General features: G+C 73.8%; 14 protein-coding genes and 1 tRNA gene. 3 read left to right on the forward strand and 12 right to left on the reverse strand.

Annotated elements, in window-relative coordinates; genetic code table 11:
- The 3 genes from ABT023_RS27660 to ABT023_RS27670 all read right to left on the reverse strand — a co-directional run.
- Positions 1–1,834 (reverse strand): AMP-binding protein (locus ABT023_RS27660; protein ID WP_350889480.1); only part of this gene is annotated, 1,834 nt, incomplete at its 3' end.
- Positions 1,831–3,093: an MFS transporter gene (locus ABT023_RS27665; protein ID WP_350889481.1), complete on the reverse strand. Its 1,263-nt coding sequence runs from the start codon at positions 3,091–3,093 to the stop codon at positions 1,831–1,833. The genes ABT023_RS27665 and ABT023_RS27660, both read right to left, overlap by 4 nt.
- Positions 3,094–3,187: 94 nt before the next feature.
- Positions 3,188–3,733 (reverse strand): RNA 2'-phosphotransferase, encoded by a 546-nt coding sequence (locus ABT023_RS27670; RefSeq protein ID WP_350889482.1) that lies wholly within the window; start codon positions 3,731–3,733, stop codon positions 3,188–3,190.
- Positions 3,734–3,909: 176 nt separating this feature from the next.
- Here ABT023_RS27670 and smpB point away from each other — a divergent pair, with 176 nt between their 5' ends.
- Positions 3,910–4,398, forward strand: coding sequence for an SsrA-binding protein SmpB (smpB, locus tag ABT023_RS27675; RefSeq protein WP_350889483.1), 489 nt, complete (start codon positions 3,910–3,912; stop codon positions 4,396–4,398).
- Positions 4,399–4,472: 74 nt separating this feature from the next.
- The gene (locus ABT023_RS27680) at positions 4,473–5,849 is read left to right on the forward strand and encodes a hypothetical protein (RefSeq protein ID WP_350889484.1); all 1,377 of its coding nucleotides are present in this window, start codon (positions 4,473–4,475) and stop codon (positions 5,847–5,849) included.
- Between the two features lie 9 nt (positions 5,850–5,858).
- Here ABT023_RS27680 and ABT023_RS27685 read toward each other — a convergent pair whose 3' ends face one another.
- The 3 genes from ABT023_RS27685 to ABT023_RS27695 all read right to left on the reverse strand — a co-directional run bounded on the left by ABT023_RS27685 (position 5,859) and on the right by ABT023_RS27695 (position 8,542).
- A complete protein-coding gene (locus tag ABT023_RS27685; protein WP_350889485.1) occupies positions 5,859–7,058 on the reverse strand; it encodes an RtcB family protein in 1,200 nt (399 codons plus the stop codon).
- Between the two features lie 33 nt (positions 7,059–7,091).
- Positions 7,092–7,165, reverse strand: a tRNA-Ser gene (locus tag ABT023_RS27690).
- 381 nt (positions 7,166–7,546) lie between these two features.
- A complete protein-coding gene (locus ABT023_RS27695; RefSeq protein WP_350889486.1) occupies positions 7,547–8,542 on the reverse strand; it encodes a hypothetical protein in 996 nt (331 codons plus the stop codon).
- Positions 8,543–8,771: 229 nt separating this feature from the next.
- On the opposite strand from ABT023_RS27695, the gene ABT023_RS27700 reads away from it, so the two are divergent.
- The gene (locus tag ABT023_RS27700; protein ID WP_350889488.1) at positions 8,772–11,702 is read left to right on the forward strand and encodes a S8 family serine peptidase; all 2,931 of its coding nucleotides are present in this window, start codon (positions 8,772–8,774) and stop codon (positions 11,700–11,702) included.
- 106 nt (positions 11,703–11,808) lie between these two features.
- Here ABT023_RS27700 and ABT023_RS27705 read toward each other — a convergent pair whose 3' ends face one another.
- From ABT023_RS27705 to ABT023_RS27730, 6 genes are all read right to left on the reverse strand, one after another.
- On the reverse strand, positions 11,809–12,207 hold the full coding sequence (locus ABT023_RS27705) for a hypothetical protein (RefSeq protein ID WP_350889490.1): 399 nt from the start codon (positions 12,205–12,207) through the stop codon (positions 11,809–11,811).
- Between the two features lie 162 nt (positions 12,208–12,369).
- On the reverse strand, positions 12,370–12,876 hold the full coding sequence (locus ABT023_RS27710) for a DinB family protein (protein ID WP_350889491.1): 507 nt from the start codon (positions 12,874–12,876) through the stop codon (positions 12,370–12,372).
- A 134-nt stretch (positions 12,877–13,010) separates the two neighbouring features.
- Positions 13,011–13,772 (reverse strand): M15 family metallopeptidase, encoded by a 762-nt coding sequence (locus ABT023_RS27715; protein WP_502890771.1) that lies wholly within the window; start codon positions 13,770–13,772, stop codon positions 13,011–13,013.
- Between the two features lie 340 nt (positions 13,773–14,112).
- Positions 14,113–14,865, reverse strand: coding sequence for a peptidylprolyl isomerase (locus ABT023_RS27720; protein WP_502890773.1), 753 nt, complete (start codon positions 14,863–14,865; stop codon positions 14,113–14,115).
- 187 nt (positions 14,866–15,052) lie between these two features.
- Positions 15,053–15,802: a polysaccharide deacetylase family protein gene (locus ABT023_RS27725; RefSeq protein ID WP_502890772.1), complete on the reverse strand. Its 750-nt coding sequence runs from the start codon at positions 15,800–15,802 to the stop codon at positions 15,053–15,055.
- Entirely contained in the window at positions 15,799–16,989 is a 1,191-nt protein-coding gene (locus ABT023_RS27730; protein ID WP_350889494.1) for an MGDG synthase family glycosyltransferase, read from the reverse strand. The genes ABT023_RS27725 and ABT023_RS27730 overlap by 4 nt, the downstream gene beginning before the upstream one ends.
- Positions 16,990–17,165 lie beyond the last annotated feature (176 nt).

Below are 17,165 nucleotides of genomic sequence, written 5' to 3' on the forward strand. Positions count from 1 at the left end.
GCGTTGCGCCCCCGGCCCCCGCCCCCGCGCCCCCCGGCGCCGCCCCCCCTTCCGCCCCCCCGCCGCGGGGACCGGGGCCGGCGACAGGACCGGGGCCGGGGCCGGGGCCGCCGGGCGGGAAGCCGCCGGCCAGGAACCGTCGCCGCAGCTCCGCCCGCTGGAGCTTCCCCCCGGAGGTACGCGGGAACTCCTCCTCGGTCACGGCCAGCACCCGCGCCGGGACGACCTGCCATCGGCGGGCCACCGCCGCGGTGAGCGCCTCGGCCACCCGCTGGGCAGGCTCGGCCGCGTCGGGATCGGGGACGTGGAACAGCACCAGTGACTCGGTGCCGGTGCGGGCATCGGGTACGCCCACCGCGGCGACGAGGCCGGCGCGTACCCCGGCGACCCCGGCGGCCACCCGCTCGATCTCGTGGCAGGGGATGTTCTGCCCGTTGAGGATCAGCAGGTCCTTGGCGCGCCCGGTGACGGTGACCGCGCCGTCGCGCAGGTAGGCCAGGTCCCCGCTCTCCAGCCAGTCGCCGTCGGGGAAGGCCACGCGGTCGGCCTCGGGGTCGCCGAGGTAGCCGGGGGTGACCCGGGCCGAGCGGACCTGCAGCCGGCCGATTCGGCCCTCGGGCAGCAATGCGCCGTCGGCGTCGACGATGCGCAGCGTGACCCCGGGCGCGGGCCGGCCGACGGACAAAAACTCCGTGCGGTCGGCCGCCGCGTCGTCGTCGACCCACTCCAGGTCGCCGTCGAGGCTGGCCGTGCCGACCCACTGCCGGCAGCCGGGTGCGGTGAACGACGCGAAGGTGATCCCGGTGCAGGTCTCGGACATCCCCCAGGCCGGGGTCATGGCCGCCGCCGGCACCCCGGTCGCGGCGACGAACGCCTCGAACGTCTCCGGCAGGCACTGCTCGCCGCCGCTGACCATGCGCCGCACCCCGCCGAGGTCCCACCGTCGGCCCGGGGCGCGCGCCACCGCGTCGGCGACCAGCCGCAGGCCGAAGTTCGGCGCCCAGCTGTGCGTCACCCCGTACCGGTGCATGAGCTCCAGCCAGCGCGGCGGGTCCGCCAGCACCAGCGGTGTGGCGACGTGCACGGACGTGGCGCCGAGGAACACCCCGCCGAGGTGGTACAGGAGCAGGCCGGCGACGTGGTCCACCGGCAGCCAGTTGAGCAGCACGTCGCCCGGGCGGACGTCGAGCATCTCGCGGGCGCCGACGGCGTACTCGGACAGGCCCCGGTGGGTCAACGGAATGATCTTCGGGGTGCCGGTGCTGCCCGACGACAGTTGCAGCACGGCCACCCCGGCGGGGTCGGGGGCGACATCGGGCAGCTCCCCGGTGCTGTCCCCCGCCGCCAGCTCCGCCACGGCGAGCACCCGGCCGGCCGGCGGCAGAGCGGCCAGCCCCGCCACGTCCTCGACGCCGGCGAGGACGACCGGGGCGTCGAGGGCCCGCCAGGCGTGCAGCAGCGCCGCGAGGGCGGGGCTGTCCGCGTCGTAGCCGGCCGGGGCGCCGACGGTCAGCGGCACGACGCCACCGAGCACGCATCCCCAGAACGCCGGCCAGTACTGCGCGCCGGAGGTGATCCGCAGGATCGCCGACGAGCCGGCGGTGACCCCCCGCGCATGCAGGCCGGCCCGCACGGCACGGGCCCGGTCCAGCAGCGTCGGATGGTCGAGGAACACGCTGCGGCCGTCCTCGTCCACCACCCGGATGCCGGCGTCGGGGAACTCCCGCGCCGCCCGCCGCAGCGCGCCGCCCAGCGTCCGGGGGTGCTCCGGGTCGGCGGGCAGGTCGCCGCCGTGGCTGACGGCGGGGCGACGGGCGGGCGGTACGGCGGTCACGGCGTCACCTCATGGATCGCGGAGTCGACGGGCGGTTTCCGGCCGGCCGGTCGGAACGTCTGGACGAGGAGGAACGCCAGGGCCACGGCGAAGGCCGCCCCGTGGGCCACGGCGACGACCGTGAGCGGGGCCGCCCGGCCCAGCGCGGCGGCGCAGCCGACCATTCCGAGGCCGAAGCCGGCGTTCTGCGCCGCGCTGGCGAACCCGAACAGCCGGGCGCGGCGGGTCTCGTCGACCGCCTGGAGCCGGGTGGTGTAGCTGATCTCGGCGTAGCCGTCGGCGGCGCCCGCCGCCACGGTCAGCGGGACCAGCAGCCACAGGGGAGGGTCGGTGAAGGCGAGCACGAAGAAGACCGACATCAGGCAGGTCGCGACGCCGAAGGAGCGCGGGGAGTCCACCCCGCCGGTGCGGGCGGCCAGCCGGGCGCACCACCGGCCGGCGACGAGGCTGCCCACCGCCCAGCAGGTCAGGAAGACGGCGGCGTACCCGGCAGGCGAGTCGGGGCGGACCAGGCTGGCCTGCACCGGGATGCCCACGTTGTGCGACGCGGACCCGAACGCGTCGGCGGCGCGTACGCCGATCATCGCCACCACCACCGGCGCGACCGCCCGCAGTATCCCGAAGCCGGCCAGGGCGCGCGGCCCGGCGGGCGGCGCGGTCCCGGGCTCGGCGGTGGCCGGCGGGCGGGCCCGCACCCGGGCCAGCAGCCCGGCGGACAGCACGTACGTGCCGGCGTCGAGCAGGAACGCCACCTGGTAGCCGAGCTGGGCGACCAGGATTCCCGCCGAGGCGAACCCGAGCAGCATCGCCACCGACCGGGCCGCGACGAGCCGGGCGTTGGCGCGGGCCCGCCGATCGGGGCCGGCCAGCTCGGGCAGCTCGCTGCGCAGCGCGACCCCCCACAGGGTCTGCCCGCAGCCGAGCACCACGGCGAGCGCGTAGAGCATCCCGGGCCGCGCCCCGGCGGGGGCGGCGACCAGCAGCGCCAGGGTCACGGCGGACAGCACGTCGGCGCCGATCATCAGGCGGGTACGCCGGCACCGGCCGGCGAGCAGCCCGCTCACCGGGCCCATGAGGAAGCCGGCGGTCATGCGGACGGCCATGAACAGGCCGGTCTGCACGGCGGAGCCGGTGACCTCCAGCGTGAACAGGCCCAGCGCCACCAGATTCAGGTAGCTGCCGTACGTCGACGCCGCGTGCGCGCCCACGACCAGCCGCAGGTCACGCGCCGGACACCCCCCGTCGGCCCCATCCACCACTGAAGGTCCCCACCACTGTCGATGCCCCCGGACCGCCGATCCTGCCTGCCGGCCGGGCGACTTTCAATGGCGCTGTCGGGATTGCGGGGTGCCCCTACCGTCCCGGGGTGAGGTATCGGGCGGGGACGGCGTCGGTCAGCCACACCCCGTTGGCGCTGCGGTGGAAGACGTGCCCGTCGCGGGCCATCGCCGCCGCGTCCACGGTGAACACCACCACGGCCCCGCCCCGTCGCGCGCCGACCCGGCGGGCGGTCTCGACGTCCTCCGACAGGTGGACGTGGTGACGGCCGCCCCGGTGCAGCCCGGTGGCCCGGATCGGGTCGAGGGCGGCGGCGCCGGTGCCGTGGTACAGCCGGTCGGGCGGGGCCGCCGGTGGTAACCCCAGCTCGACCGGGATGGAGTGGCCCTGGTTGGCCCGGATACGTTCGACCCCGTCGGGGCCGCGTTCCACCGCGAAGCGCTGCTTGTCGTTCTCGGCGACCACCATGTCGAGCGTGTCCCGCCCCACCCGCAGGGCGGCCAGCAGGTCGTCGACCAGGACCCACCCGGCCCGGTCCGGCGTGAGGCCCAGGCGGTGCGGCTCGTGCCGCAACGCCCGGGACATCCGCTTGCTCAACTTGACCGTGGCGCGGTGATCCATCCCGGAATTGTGGCCGGTGTTGGCCCCGCCCTTCCACCCGTTTTCCACGCGGCGTCCGGGGCAACGACTGCAGGATTTGCGCTGTCGCGGGTACGGTCCCGGCGCAGCCGTCGCCGTCGCCGGTGCCGGCTGCTAGCCTCTCGCGTTGACGCGGAACCACCATCGGGAGGCCGGCCGTGCCCAGGGAGACCGGACGCACCCTCGTCGCGTCGAACAAGAAGGCCCGGCACGACTACGACATCCTCAAGACGTACGAGGCGGGGTTGGTGCTCGCCGGCACCGAGGTGAAGTCGCTGCGGGCCGGCCGGGTGTCGCTGGTCGACGCCTTCGCCCAGGAGCACGACGGCGAGCTGCTGCTGCACGGCCTGCACATCGCCGAGTACGGCTTCGGCAGCTGGACCAACCACCAGCCCCGCCGCATCCGCAAGCTGCTGCTGCGCCGCGTCGAGATCGACCGGATCCTCGACCGGACGCGCGAGGGCGGGCTCACCCTCGTGCCGTTGTCGCTGTACTTCTCCGACGGCTGGGCCAAGGTCGAGCTTGCCCTTGCCAAGGGCCGGAAGTCGTACGACAAGCGGCAGGCGATCGCCGAGCGGGACGCGAAACGGGAGATCGCCCGCGAGTTCGGCCGCCGGCTCAAGGGCGCCCGCGCCCGACGCGCCTGACCCGCCCGGCGTCGCCGGACGACGCCGCCCCCGCATGGGTGGTATCAAGGACCGGAGTCCGCGCAGGAGTGGCCGTGCAGAGCTTCACCGGTACGTTCGTCCGCAACCTCGTGATCTTCACCGTCTGTGGGGTGGCGGGGCCGGTCCTTCTCGTCGTGGGCGCCCTCGGCGTCAGCGAGGTCGGCTCGGGCGAGGAGGGCGTCCCGCTGGCCTTCCTCCTCACCGGCCTGGTGTTCACCCTCGCGATCCCGGTCGGCGCCTTCCTGTTCACCCGGGCGCACTTCCGGGTCATCACCCGCCGCAACCAGGTGCCCGACGCGCACCGGCGCGACGACGACAGCTTCGCCATGTGGACCCCCACCGCCCGGATCCCGATCCAGGACGGCCGGTTGGCCATGGCCGCGGTGCGCGAGGCGACGTTCGTGACGTACGGCCAGGACTGGGAGGCGACGTACCAGAGCTACGGCGGCGACCTCGACCCCGACGAGCCCAAGGCGCGCATAAGACTCAGGGTGTGGGTTCACCCCGAGGGCCGCGAGCCGTTCGAGTCGACGGCCACGTGGCGCGTGCCGTCCCTGTGCCTGGCGGCCGTCACCGCGGGGCGGCTCGTCGCCGTCACCCACCCGGGCGTCCCTGCGGAATTCGGCATCGACTGGCCACGCAGCGCCCTGCTGTCGGGCATCCGGACCTGCCGGCTGGTCGGGCTCGACGGCCGGCGCGTCGACCTGACCGGGCACCCGGATCTCCTCCTGGAGCAGATGGGAATTGCGAGGGCCACGGGCCGGGTCGCCCTGGACGGCGACACGATCGACCTGCGACGCGTCGACCCCGCCGTGGCGACGCGACTACAGAGCCTCGTCGAGCGGGCCGCAGCCGGCCGACCGACGCCCGAGCCGGTGCCGGACGGCAGGGCCAGGTGGGTGATCGACCGGCTGCCCGGCACGAGGGGGGCGTTCGGTGGCGTCGACCGCCGGTGGGCACGCCAGGGCGGGCAGCTCGTCCGGGGCCGGTTCCTGGAACTGCGGGGCACGGACACCTTCCAGTACGAGGGCCCGGTGCTGGAGACCGTCCTGCGGATATTCCCCGACGGCGGCGCCCCGTTCGACGTCGGGAAGAAGCTGACGGTGCCGATGAACTACCTCGCGCTGCTGCACCGGACGAAACAGCTCGTCATGCAGGTCGGCGGGGACCGCCGGTCGTACGAGATCGACTGGGCACGCACCAACCTCGCCGCCGGGGTCGGCCCCGCCGTCGTGATCGGCCCCGACGGCCGGCAGTTCGACCTGACCGGCCGGTTCGATCCCCTGCTGGCGATCATGCGGCTGCTCGTGGCCCACCGGGTGGGCGTTCCCGGCACCGTCCTGGACCTCCGCGACCGCCGTCCCTCCACCGCGGCGGCGCAGGTCATGGACGTGATCCGAAGCACCCCGCTGAGCCTTCCAGCAGGCTGACCTGAAGGCTCAGCCCTTCACGCAGACCACCTGCTTGAGGTGGGCGACCACCTCGACCAGGTCCTCCTGCTGGGCCATCACCTCCGTGATGTCCTTGTACGCGGCGGGTATCTCGTCGACCACCCCCGCGTCCTTGCGGCACTCCACCCCGGCGGTCTGCCGCGCCAGGTCGGCCGTGGTGTACGTCCGCTTCGCCTGCCCGCGCGACATCCGCCGCCCGGCCCCGTGCGAGGCGGAGCAGTACGCGTCCGGGTTCCCCTTCCCGCGCACGACGTACGACCCGGTGCCCATCGAGCCGGGGATGATGCCGAGGTCCCCGGCGCCGGCCCGGATCGCGCCCTTGCGGGTGACCAGCACGTCCACCCCGCCGTACGTCTCCTCGGCGACGTAGTTGTGGTGGCACGAGATGTGCTCGTCAAAGCCGACCTGCGGGAACCGGTCACGGACCACGTTGCAGAGCAGGGCCAGCATCACCGCGCGGTTGCGGCGGGCGTACTCCTGGGCCCACCACAGGTCCCGCCGGTACGCCGTCATCTCCGGCGTGCCGACGAGGAAGACCGCCAGATCCCGGTCGGGCAGCTCGGCGTTGTGCGGCAGCCGACGCGCGACACCGATGTGCCGCTCCGCCAGCTCCTTGCCGATGTTGCGCGACCCGGAGTGCAGCATCAACCAGACCCGGCCGGCGTCCGGGCCGCCCTGCTCCAGGCAGACCTCGATGAAGTGGTTGCCACCGCCGAGGGTGCCCATCTGCCGCTGGGCCCGGGTCTCGAGCTGGGCCACCCGCTTGTCGAGGGCGCCGAAGCGCCCCCAGAAGTCGGCCCAGCCGCCCTGCTCCAGCCCGCGTACCCGGCGCGGGTCGACCGCGTCGTCGCGCTTGGCGAAGCCGACCGGGATGGTCGCCTCGATCTCGGAGCGCAGCCCCGCGAGGTCGTCGGGCAGGTCGGCGGCGGTGAGCGAGGTCCGCACCGCCGACATGCCGCAGCCGATGTCCACGCCGACGGCGGCCGGGGAGAGCGCCTGCCGCATCGCGATCACCGAGCCGACGGTGGCGCCCTTGCCGAAGTGGACGTCGGGCATCACGGCGACGCCCTCGACCCAGGGCAGCGCGCCGATGTTGCGCAGCTGCCGGGCGGCCTGCTCCTCGATGGCGTACGGGTCGGTCCAGACCCGGACGGGCGCGCGGGTGCCCGGAAGCGGGGTGAATGCCATCGTGTTCTCCTCGTTCGTTCTCGTCCTTGGCGGAGCGGCTGGCCGGATTCGAACCGGCGGTCTTCACCGCAGCGGGGTGACGTGCTGCCGGGCTGCGCCACAGCCGCGAGGCCGGCCCACCAGGGGCGGGACGGGCGTTGGCGATATCGGTCCGACGGGCGGGGCCGGGGACGAAAAAGCCGCCCGGTCCCGAACTCGGGATGGGCGGCTGCGCGTGTCGCGCTGGCGCTATCCGCGCCACCACCCGGATTGCCGGCGCTGACACCGGCCGAGGGTCTGCCCGCCGGTGAGCAGCGGGGCACCGCCGCGCGGCGTGGGCCGCGAGGTTGTGGTGCGTTCGCGCTGCGACACGGCATGCTCCCTGGATCAGCTCGGGTTGGCCTTGCCCGATGACCGTAGGCGAGGGCCACGACGACCGCAATGGATATCCGGCTGCCCTCGGCGCCCACCGGCACGCCCGCCCGACGTTCGGCGGGTTGGTCGGGCGATCAGAGCCAGCCGCGTGCGGACGCCTCGACGCCGGCCTGGAACCGGGTGGTGGCGCCCAGCCGGTCGATGACGGACGCGATCCGGCGGGTGGCGGTGCGGGCGCTGACCCCGAGCTGGCGGGCGATGCCCTCGTCCTTGAGGCCGGCCTTGAGCATCTGGAGCAGCAGCAGATCCTCGTCGCTCGGCTTGTCGTCGGCCGGCGGGTGGGCGCCGGCGAGCGGTGTGGCCCGACCCCAGTACGCCTTGAACAGTTCGATCAGCGCGTCGAGCAGCCCCGAGGGGTGGATCAGCGCGATGTTGTCGTAGGCCCCGCCGGTGAGCGAGACCACCGCCACCCTCAGGTCCATGATCCGTAGCTTGAACGGCAGGCTGGGGAGGATCCGGGCCTGCTCACCCGCCTCGGCGAGCCTGACCAGCAACTCGAAGCGACCCGGCCGCCCCATGGACTCCGGGCAGTAGACCGTGCGGATGTCCACCCCTCTGGCAATCAGGTCCTGGGTCTCCGCGATCTCCGCCTCGTTGGTGTCCGGGGTGCCGTCCACGTGCTTCATGTAGGGCGGCCGGTCGAGCACCCACAGGTGGGTTCGCACGGACCGGGTGAGTTCGTCCACCCGGCGGTTGACCGTCTCCCGGCCCGACAGCACCTCCACCCAACGCCCGGGATCGCGGAGCCGGGCTTTCTGGAACAGTTGGGCGAAGTCCGCGACGGCAGCCTGTACGCCGTCCAGCGCCGCTTCCGCCTCCAGCCGGTGCCGGGCGACGAGTGCCGTCAGTGCCGCCTGCGGCCCCATGGCCTCGTATCTTCCGGGCGCTGTCCGTCTCAGCAGGCCGAGCCTGCCCAGCCGGGCGACGGCACCGCGTACCCGGGCGGTGGTTACGCCCAGGGCGTCGGCGCTCTCCGACAGTGGTTGGTCGGGCTCGATCAGCAGTAGCCGGTAGATCTGCTCGTCGAACTCGCTGATGCCCAGTGCGCCCAGCACCGGATCGTTGCGCACATCCCACCTGCCCGTGACCAGGTCACCGACGCGTGGCGCGATTCGCCACGTGACCGAAGACGTCATGAAGATATCTCGACTTATTTCGGCCTGAGACGTTCACTACTCACCATCCCACCTGGCGATCTTGCCGGCGTGGACAGGCTCTCTTCGTCTCCAAGCCCCCCAAAGAGGAGCAATGGCCCGTAGGATCCGACAAACCTCCCGCTATGGCGCGGCGGTAGCTGCAGTGGCCCTGGCGATCACGATCAGCCCGGTCCCGGCGTCCGCCCAGCCGGAGCCACCGGCGCTGCCGAGTGTCCTGCCCTCGAGTGCCGGGGGCAGCGAAACCTACATCGTGACCCTGGCCGACAAGCCGCTGGCGACCTACGAGGGCGGGGTCGCCGGCATCGCCGGCACCAAGCCCGGCAAGGGCAAGAAGGTGGACGTGGGCACCCCCGACGCCCAGCGCTACCGCAGCCACCTCACGGACAAGCACACCAGGGTGGCGCGCAGCGTGGGCGCCAAGGCGCTCAGGAGCAACTCCGTCGCCTCGAACAGCTTCGTCGCGGAACTGACCCGGGCGCAGGCAGTCAAGCTGCTGGTCACCGGCGGCGTGCTCTCCGTGGTGCCCGACCGGCTGCTCAAGACCACCGACGACCGCAACTCCGTCGACTTCCTCGGTCTCTCCGGTCGCCGGGGCGTGTGGTCCAAGCTCGGCGGCACGGCCAACGCCGGCAAGGGCGTCGTCGTCGGTGTGATCGACACCGGGGTCTGGCCGGAGAGCGCGTCGTTCACCGCGCCGGCGCTCGCCGCCACCGCGCCCACGGCGGCCGATCCGTACCGGCCGTACCGTCAGGGCGCGGCGACCGTCATGCACAAGTCCGACGGTGGCACGTTCACCGGCACCTGCCAGACCGGCGAGCAGTTCGCCGTGACCCTCTGCAACGAGAAGGTGATCAGCGCCCGGTACTTCGGCGACGGCTGGCTGAGGCGCGTGCCCGCGGAGAAGCGGAAGGACTACGTCTCTCCCCGGGACGCGCAGGGACACGGCACCCACACCGCGAGCACGGCGGCCGGCAACACCGCTGTCCCCGTCACCGAGCAGGGTGTCAACTTCGGGGAGATCTCCGGAGTCGCGCCGGGTGCGGCGATCGCGGTCTACAAGGCACTCTGGCAGGGCATCGACGACGACACGACCGGCGGGCAGACGTCGGACATCGTCGCCGCCATCGACCAGGCGGTGGCCGACGGCGTCGATGTGATCAACTACTCGGTGGGCGGCGGAACCGAATCGTGGCCCGACGACCCGATCCAACTCGCCTTCCTCAACGCGGCGGGGGCGGGCATCTTCGTCTCCGCGTCCGCCGGTAACTCCGGTCCGGACGCGTCGACGATGGACAACACCGTGCCGTGGGCGATGACGGTCGGCGCCAGCACGGTCGCGCCGTACCCGGCCAGCGTGGAGCTGGGCAACGGGGCCCGCTTCAACGGCACCAGCACGACCGTCGCGGCGGCGTTCGGACCCAAGCCCCTGATCGCCTCCCGGGCGGCGAAGGCCGCCTCCGCCGACGACACCGCGGCGGACAACTGCATGACCGGCAGCCTCGACCCGGCGAAGGTCGCCGGCAAGGTCGTCGTCTGTCTCCGTGGCGTCATCGCACGGCCGATCAAGTCCGCCGAGGTCAACCGGGCCGGCGGTGTCGGGATGGTGCTGGCCAACCCGAGTGACCAGGACCTCAGCGGCGACCTGCACAGCGTGCCGACCGTGCACATCAACTCGCCCGACACGCAGGCCGTGCTGGACTACGCGGCGACCCCGGGGGCGCAGGTGACCCTGCTGCCGACCGGCCCGACCATGCCGTACCCACAGGTGGCGGCGTTCTCCTCGCGTGGTCCCTCGGAGCGCCACCCGGACCTGCTGAAGCCGGACATCGCGGCTCCCGGCGTCGCGATCCTCGCGGCCGTGGCCCCGCCGGGTGCCGAGGGGAAGAACTTCGACTTCTACTCCGGCACCTCGATGGCCGCGCCGCACATCGCCGGCCTGGCCGCGCTCTACCTCGCCAAGTACCCGGACTGGTCGCCGGCGCGGGTCAAGTCCGCGATGATGACCACCACCTTCCCCACCAAGGCCGCCACCGGGAAGCGGAGCAGCGACGTCTTCGCCCAGGGCGCGGGCCACGTCGACCCGGCCAAGATGCTCAACCCCGGTCTGGTCTACGACGCGTCGGAGCAGGACTGGCTGGGCTACCTGGAAGGGCTGGGCGTCCGGACCGGTTCCGGGGTCAAGCCGATCCAGGGTAGCGACCTGAACTACCCGTCCATCGGCGTCGGCAAGCTCTTCGGCACCCGGACGGTCACCCGTCAGATCACCGCCGTCACCCCCGGCGTGTACCACGCCGCGGTCGACCTGCCCGGGTTGAAGGTCAAGGTGAGCCCGTCCACCCTGCGCTTCAAGAAGGCCGGGGAGACCAAGCAGTTCACCGTCACCATGGAGCTCAGGACGGCTCCCGCCGGCGTGCCGACCATCGGTTCGCTGACCTGGCACGGTGGCGGCACCGTCGTTCGCAGCCCGATCGTGGTGACCCCGCAGAGCGTGCTCGCACCGACCGAGGTCCGGGGCGCCGGCGCCGCCGGCTCGGTGTCCTTCGAGGTGACCCCGGCGCTCAAGAAGCTCCCGATCACCACCTACGGGATGGTGGCGGGGCCGCTGACGCCCGGCACGGTGAACGTCACCGACGTCTGGGGCAAGGACTTCCCGGTCACGGTGGCCAAGGGCACCAAGGCCGTTGAGTTCACCGCACGCGCGGACAACCCTCAGGCGGAGATCGCCCTTATCGTCTTCCGGGTGGTGAACGGCAATCTGGTCTTCCATGACTGGACCGTGTCGGGCAATGACATGCGCCTCACCTTTGCGAAGCCGGAACCCGGCCTGTACCAGATGACGATCATCACCCTGGCGGACCTGCCAGGAACCACGGAAACGCCCTTCAAGGTGCAGGCGAACCTGGTCACCGGCCAGGGTGGCGTCGGCAAGCTGACGGTGTCCCCCAAGAACCCCAAGGTCACCCCGGGCACTCCGCTGACGGTCACCGCGAAGTGGTCGGCAGTGCCCGCCGGGCGGCACACGGGCTACATCGAGTACCCCAACGGGGCCGGCACCATCATCAGCGTCAACTGACCTGATGCCGTACGGAAGGCGGGGCCGGACAGCATCGTCCGGCCCCGCCTTCGCAGGTCCGAGGCCCGCGGCGGCGGCCGAACGCGCGCCGGGGGGCGGGTGCCGGTCAGGCGAGCGCGATGCCCTCGCCGACCGGCTCGGTCACGTGGTCGAGGAAGGGGAAGCGGGCGCGCAGCTCGGCGAACCCCGCTCCGCCGCGCCAGGCGTCGGCGATCCGCACGACCTGGTCCAGGTCGGTGGTGTCGCCGTCGGCCCGGGACCCGTCCGAGCCGGAGATGTCGACCATGAAGTAGCGGGCCTGGGATCCCAGCCCCACGCAGATCGTCCCCCGCTCGGAGATCAGCTCGGCGCACGTGAACCGGCTCCGGCCCTGTTCGGGGGCGCTGATCCGGCCCACGTCCGCCTGACACCGGGTGGCGGTCAGGGCCAGCGCGGATGCGAGCCCGCCCAGCTCGACCAGGTCGGGGTAGAGGCGCACACCCAGGGCCGTCGACACGTCGCTCATCACTGACTCCCACTTCTCTGTGACAGGTCCAGCAGCGCGGACGTTACAGCCTGGTAAACCTTTGATCTAGCCTTCTGGCCGCCCCGGGCCAAAAACCTTCCTGCGTGGCCGGCCCCGCCCGGGACACCGCCGCGCCGACCGGCGACCGGGCGCAGCGGCGGTTCAGACGCCGACCGAGCCGTCGACGGCCTCGCGCAGGAGGTCGGCGTGGCCGTTGTGCCGGGCGTACTCGTGCATCATGTGCAGCATCACCAGGCGCAGCGACACGTCCTCGCCCCAGCGGGGGTTGTGGGCGACGACGTCCAGCGACCCGGACTCCCGCTCGATGCGCCGGGCGTGTTCGACCTCCCGCCGCCACGCCTCGAACGCCTCGGACGCGCCGGCGGTGCGGGCGTCGTACGCCTCCTGGTAGTCGCCGGTCTCCGACCAGACCAGCGGGACGTCCTCGCCGCCGATCACCCGGCGGAACCAGTTGCGCTCCACCTCGGCCATGTGCCGGACCAGGCCGAGCAGGCTCAGCGTGGACGGCGGGGACGGCTGCCGGCGCAGCTCCTCGTCGGTGAGGCCCTCGCACTTCATGGCGAGGGTGGCGCGGTGGAAGTCCAGGAACGCGCGCAGCATCTCGCGCTCATCGGCGATCAGGGGCGGTCCGATCCGCTCGGTGGTCATGTCCGGGTCCTCTCCGGTCGCCGACGGTCCGGTCCCACGGGGGTCGGCGGACCGGAGCCGCCGAGGGGCGATGCTCTCGCCGGGCGAGCCTAGCCGCCGGGCCGGTCGGCGCGGTCGGGGCCGGGCCCGCCGGGTCAGCGGGACGGGCGGGCCACAGGGAAATCGAAGTACGTCTCGGGGTACGGCTCGTCGTCGTACCGGTAGTGCCACCACTCACGCGGATAGTTGGTGAACCCGCCGTCGGCCATCAGCCGCTTCAGCAGGTCGCGGTTGTCCCGGGCGGCTCCGGTGACCCGACCGTCGGCGGTGTGGGCGCGCGGGTCGAAGCAGTCGAAGCCGGTGCCCATGTCGACGCTGTTGTCCGGGAAGCGGTCGTCCTTCGGTGCGGTGCAGGCGACCAGGGGATCGCCGGGAACGTAGGGGCGTTGGCCGGCCGACGGGTCGTCGACCAGGGTCAGGTCGACGGTGCTGCCCCGGCTGTGCGCGGTGGGCGCACCGAGGTAGCCCTCGTCGAACAGCCGCGACTTGGCCACCCCGGGGTAGAACTCGGCCTTCGTCCGCTCCTCGTCGGGGCGCTTCGCCCAGGCCACGAAGTCGTCCACGGCGGGCTGCGGGCGGTAGCAGTCGTACACCTTGAGGCTGTGGCCCGTCGCACGGGCGGCCTGCTGCACCCGGCGCAGCGCCTCGGCGGCTGGCCGGGTGAGCAGGCACAGGGGCTCCCGGTACCCGGCGATCGGCCGGCCGACGAAGTTGTGCGCGGTGGCATACCGAATGTCGGACCCGATGCTCGGATCCACATCGGACAGCACCACGAACTCCCCCGGCGCCCCCGCCTCGCCCCCGCCCGACGCGGACGCGCCGACCCCGGACGCCCCCACCCCGGACGGCCCCGACACGGAACACCCCGCCAGCAACACCACTCCCCCGACGACGACCCGTCCCAGCCCTCCGACCACCCACCGCCAGGCCCTCACCCGCCCGACGGCGGTGATCAAGAGGTCTACGTCAGGTCTGATCTCCGATTCCGACGTAAACCTCTTGATCGATCCGCGACGGAGGCCTGGGCGGGAGGAGGCGGGTCGGCCCTCGGGGGCGGGGAGGGGCGTACGGGCCGGCCGGCGTTGCTGTCCCATGCACACCGTTCTAGCAGCATCCGGCCTGTTTCATGGTGAACCGGTGGGATCCCGCTCCGGGGCAGGGTGGCCGACACTCACCGCCCGGTGGGGCGGTCGATGCTCACCGCCCACGGGCCGCCCGGCGGATCTCCACCGGCAGCGCGGGCGCGCCGTCGACCGGGGCCGGGTCCTCCGCCGTGGGGGCGATCCCGCCGGCGGCGATCCGGTCCAGGGTGGCCAGGCCGGCGGCGTCCACCTCGCCGAAAATGGTGTAATTGGGGCGCAGCGCCGAGTTGGCGTACACCAGGAAGAACTGGCTGCCGTTGGTGTCCGGGCCGGCGTTGGCCATGGCGAGCACACCCCGGGCGTACACCTTCCGCACGCCCGTCGGGTCCGTCGGCGCGGGCGGCAGGTCGGTGGGCAGCTCGTCGGCGTACCGGTAGCCGGGCCCGCCCGAGCCGGTGCCCGACGGGTCACCGCACTGGAGCACGCTGAGCGTCGGGTACGCGGTCAGCCGGTGGCACGAGGTGCGGTCGTAGAACCGGTGCCGGACCAGGTGCAGGAAGCTCTGCACCGTGCAGGGCGCCTGCTCGCGGTCCAGGGTCAGCCCGATCGGGCCCTGGTTCGTCCGCAGCGTGACCCGAACGGTGCCGTGACCCGGCGTCCGCCGGGGATCGGGCGGCAGCGGAACGGGCCGGGCGGCCGGCTCGTCCGGCGTCTCGGTGTACGCGCACGGGCCCGGGGTCGTCCGCGGCGGCGCGGCGGCGGCCGGGACCGCACCTCCCGGGGCGGCGGCCGGGGCGGCCACGGCGGCGACGCCGCTGCCGCCGATCAGGGCGGTGGCGAGCAACGCGACACCGGTGAGGCGGGACAGCGTGCGCGTCCTGCGGGGATGGGCCGGGAACGGCGGGACCGGCTGCCGACGGGATGACCTCGACACGGGGCGTCCTCCTGGGCTGGTGAATCCAGAAAGATCGCAGTCTATGGATTCGGCGGTCCTCCTGTCGACGGCGACACGCGAAACAGGGCGCGGCAGCCAGGGCGCGCCGGCGCCAGGGGCGTCACGCCGGGTCCCGGTGCTCGCCGAGCGGGCCCACGGCCCACCCCCGGCGGCGGCACTCGGCCAGCAGCCGGGGCAGGGCGGCGAGGCTCGCCCGCCAGGCCCCGGGGGCGGCGGCGCAGTCCGCGTCGTGCAGCAGGACGGTCCCGCCGCCGGCCAGCCCGGCGGTGACGGTGTCGAAGACCGATTCGGCGCTCGCCGTCGCCGTCCAGTCCCGGCCCCAGCAGGTCCACAGCACCGGCGTCAGCCCCAGCCGCGCGCTCGCCAGCAGCGCCGGGCCGGTCAGCACCCCGTACGGTGGGCGGAAGAAGCGGGGGGTCAGACCGCTGGTGGCCGCGACGAGCGCGCGGGCCCGGGCCAGGTCCCGGTAGGTGGCCAGCGGGCCCCTGCGCAGCAGGTTGCGATGGGCCCAGCCGTGGACGGCCACCTCGTGCCCCCCGGCGGCGATCTCCCCGGCGAGCCGGGGCGACCGGGCCAGCATCGTGCCCAGCAGGAAGAACGTGGCCCGAACCCGGTGCTCCGCGAGCACAGCGAGGAACCGGGGGGTGGACTCGGGGTCGGGCCCGTCGTCGAAGGTCAGGGCGATCCGCCCCGGCCCGCCCGTCCCGGCGAGCCGGGGGAACAGCCTGCGGCGCACCGCCGGCACCGCGGTGACCGACGGGGCGAGCTGGGCGGTGGCGAGCGCGACGGTGGCGACGCCGACCAGCGCGGTGGACCGCCTTCGCGGCGGACGTCCGGCAGGGGCGGTCACCGCCGGCCCGTCCAGCGGATCGACGGCAGGACCGTGGCCAGCACCGCGACCGCCTCACCCAGTGCGTCCAGCACCGACCTGCGGCGGTACGCCTCGGACGCGGCGACGGCCGGCGACCGGGCAGCCAGCTCGGCCACCAGGCCGGCGGGGTCGGCGCAGCGGGTCATCCCCCCGCCGGCGGACTCCGGGCCGGACGTGGACAGCGCGGCCAGCACCCGGCACAGGTGGTCGGCGGACGGTGCCAGCCGGGTCAGGCCGGCCTCGGCGAGGATCGCGGCATTCACCCGGCCGTGACCCGGTATGGGGCGGTAGGTGACCACGGGCAGTCCGCAGCTCAGCGCCTCCTGGCAGGTCAGCCCGCCCGCGTTCTCCACCAACACGTCGACCGCCCGCATCAGCGTGGGCATGTCGTCGACCCAGCCGAGGGTGTGCTGCGTGGAGCGCCGCAGCCGCCGGCGCAGGGTTTCGTTACGGCCGCAGACGACCACGGCCCGCACGCCGTCGACGGCAGCGAGGTCCGCGACCGTCGCCTGGATGTCACCCATCCCCCACGCCCCGGCGACGACGAGCGCCAACCGGCCCCGCTCCGGGAGGCCGAAACGCCGCCGCGCCTCGCTGCGGCTCGTCCCCGTGGCCGCCTGGAAGCCGACCGACACCAGCGGATCGACCGTCCGGACGTCCAGGTCGGGGGCGGCCGTGCGGGGGCGGGCGTGCGGCAGGGCGCAGTAGACGTCGACGCCCGGCGCGACCCAGGTGGGGTGGATGGCGAAGTCGGTCACGTAGGTGACCAGCGGGACGGCCAGCCCGCCGCTGCGGCGCAGCGGCCCGAACAGCTGGTTCGCGAACGGGTACGTGGTGACGACCGCCCGGGTGCGTGGTGGGACGGCCCGCCGGGCCCGTCCCCGCAGCGGCGTGAGCACCCCCCGCAGCACGGCGGCCACCAGCCGGGACCGGTTGGTGGCGGCGAACAGCGCGTCGTAGCCCCACGGAGCCCAGCGCAGGACGCCCCGGTACGCCTCCCGACAGATCCACCGCACCGGGGGCGGCAGCAGGTCGAGGAGGTTCACCCGGTCCACGACAAAGCCCTGGTCGGCGAGCCGGCGCGTCAGTTCGGCGGCGGCCGTGTCGTGGCCGGCGCCGACATCGGCCGACACCACGACGATCCGCCCCCGGTGCTCCGCGGTCACCGCCCGCGCTTACCCGCCCGACGCGGGTTGACTCCCCCGGCCCAGGCCGGGCGGACACCGTGCCGCGCCCAGCCTCCTGCTCCATGGGTGGGCGGCGACCGGCGGGGGTTCAGGCCCGACGGCGGCGGCGCAGGAGCGCCGTGGTGAGCAGCGCGGCCACGACGACGGCAGCGGCG

Origin of the sequence: Micromonospora sp. NPDC002296, from assembly GCF_040296145.1 — a bacterium.
Taxonomy (GTDB): Bacteria; Actinomycetota; Actinomycetes; order Mycobacteriales; family Micromonosporaceae; genus Micromonospora.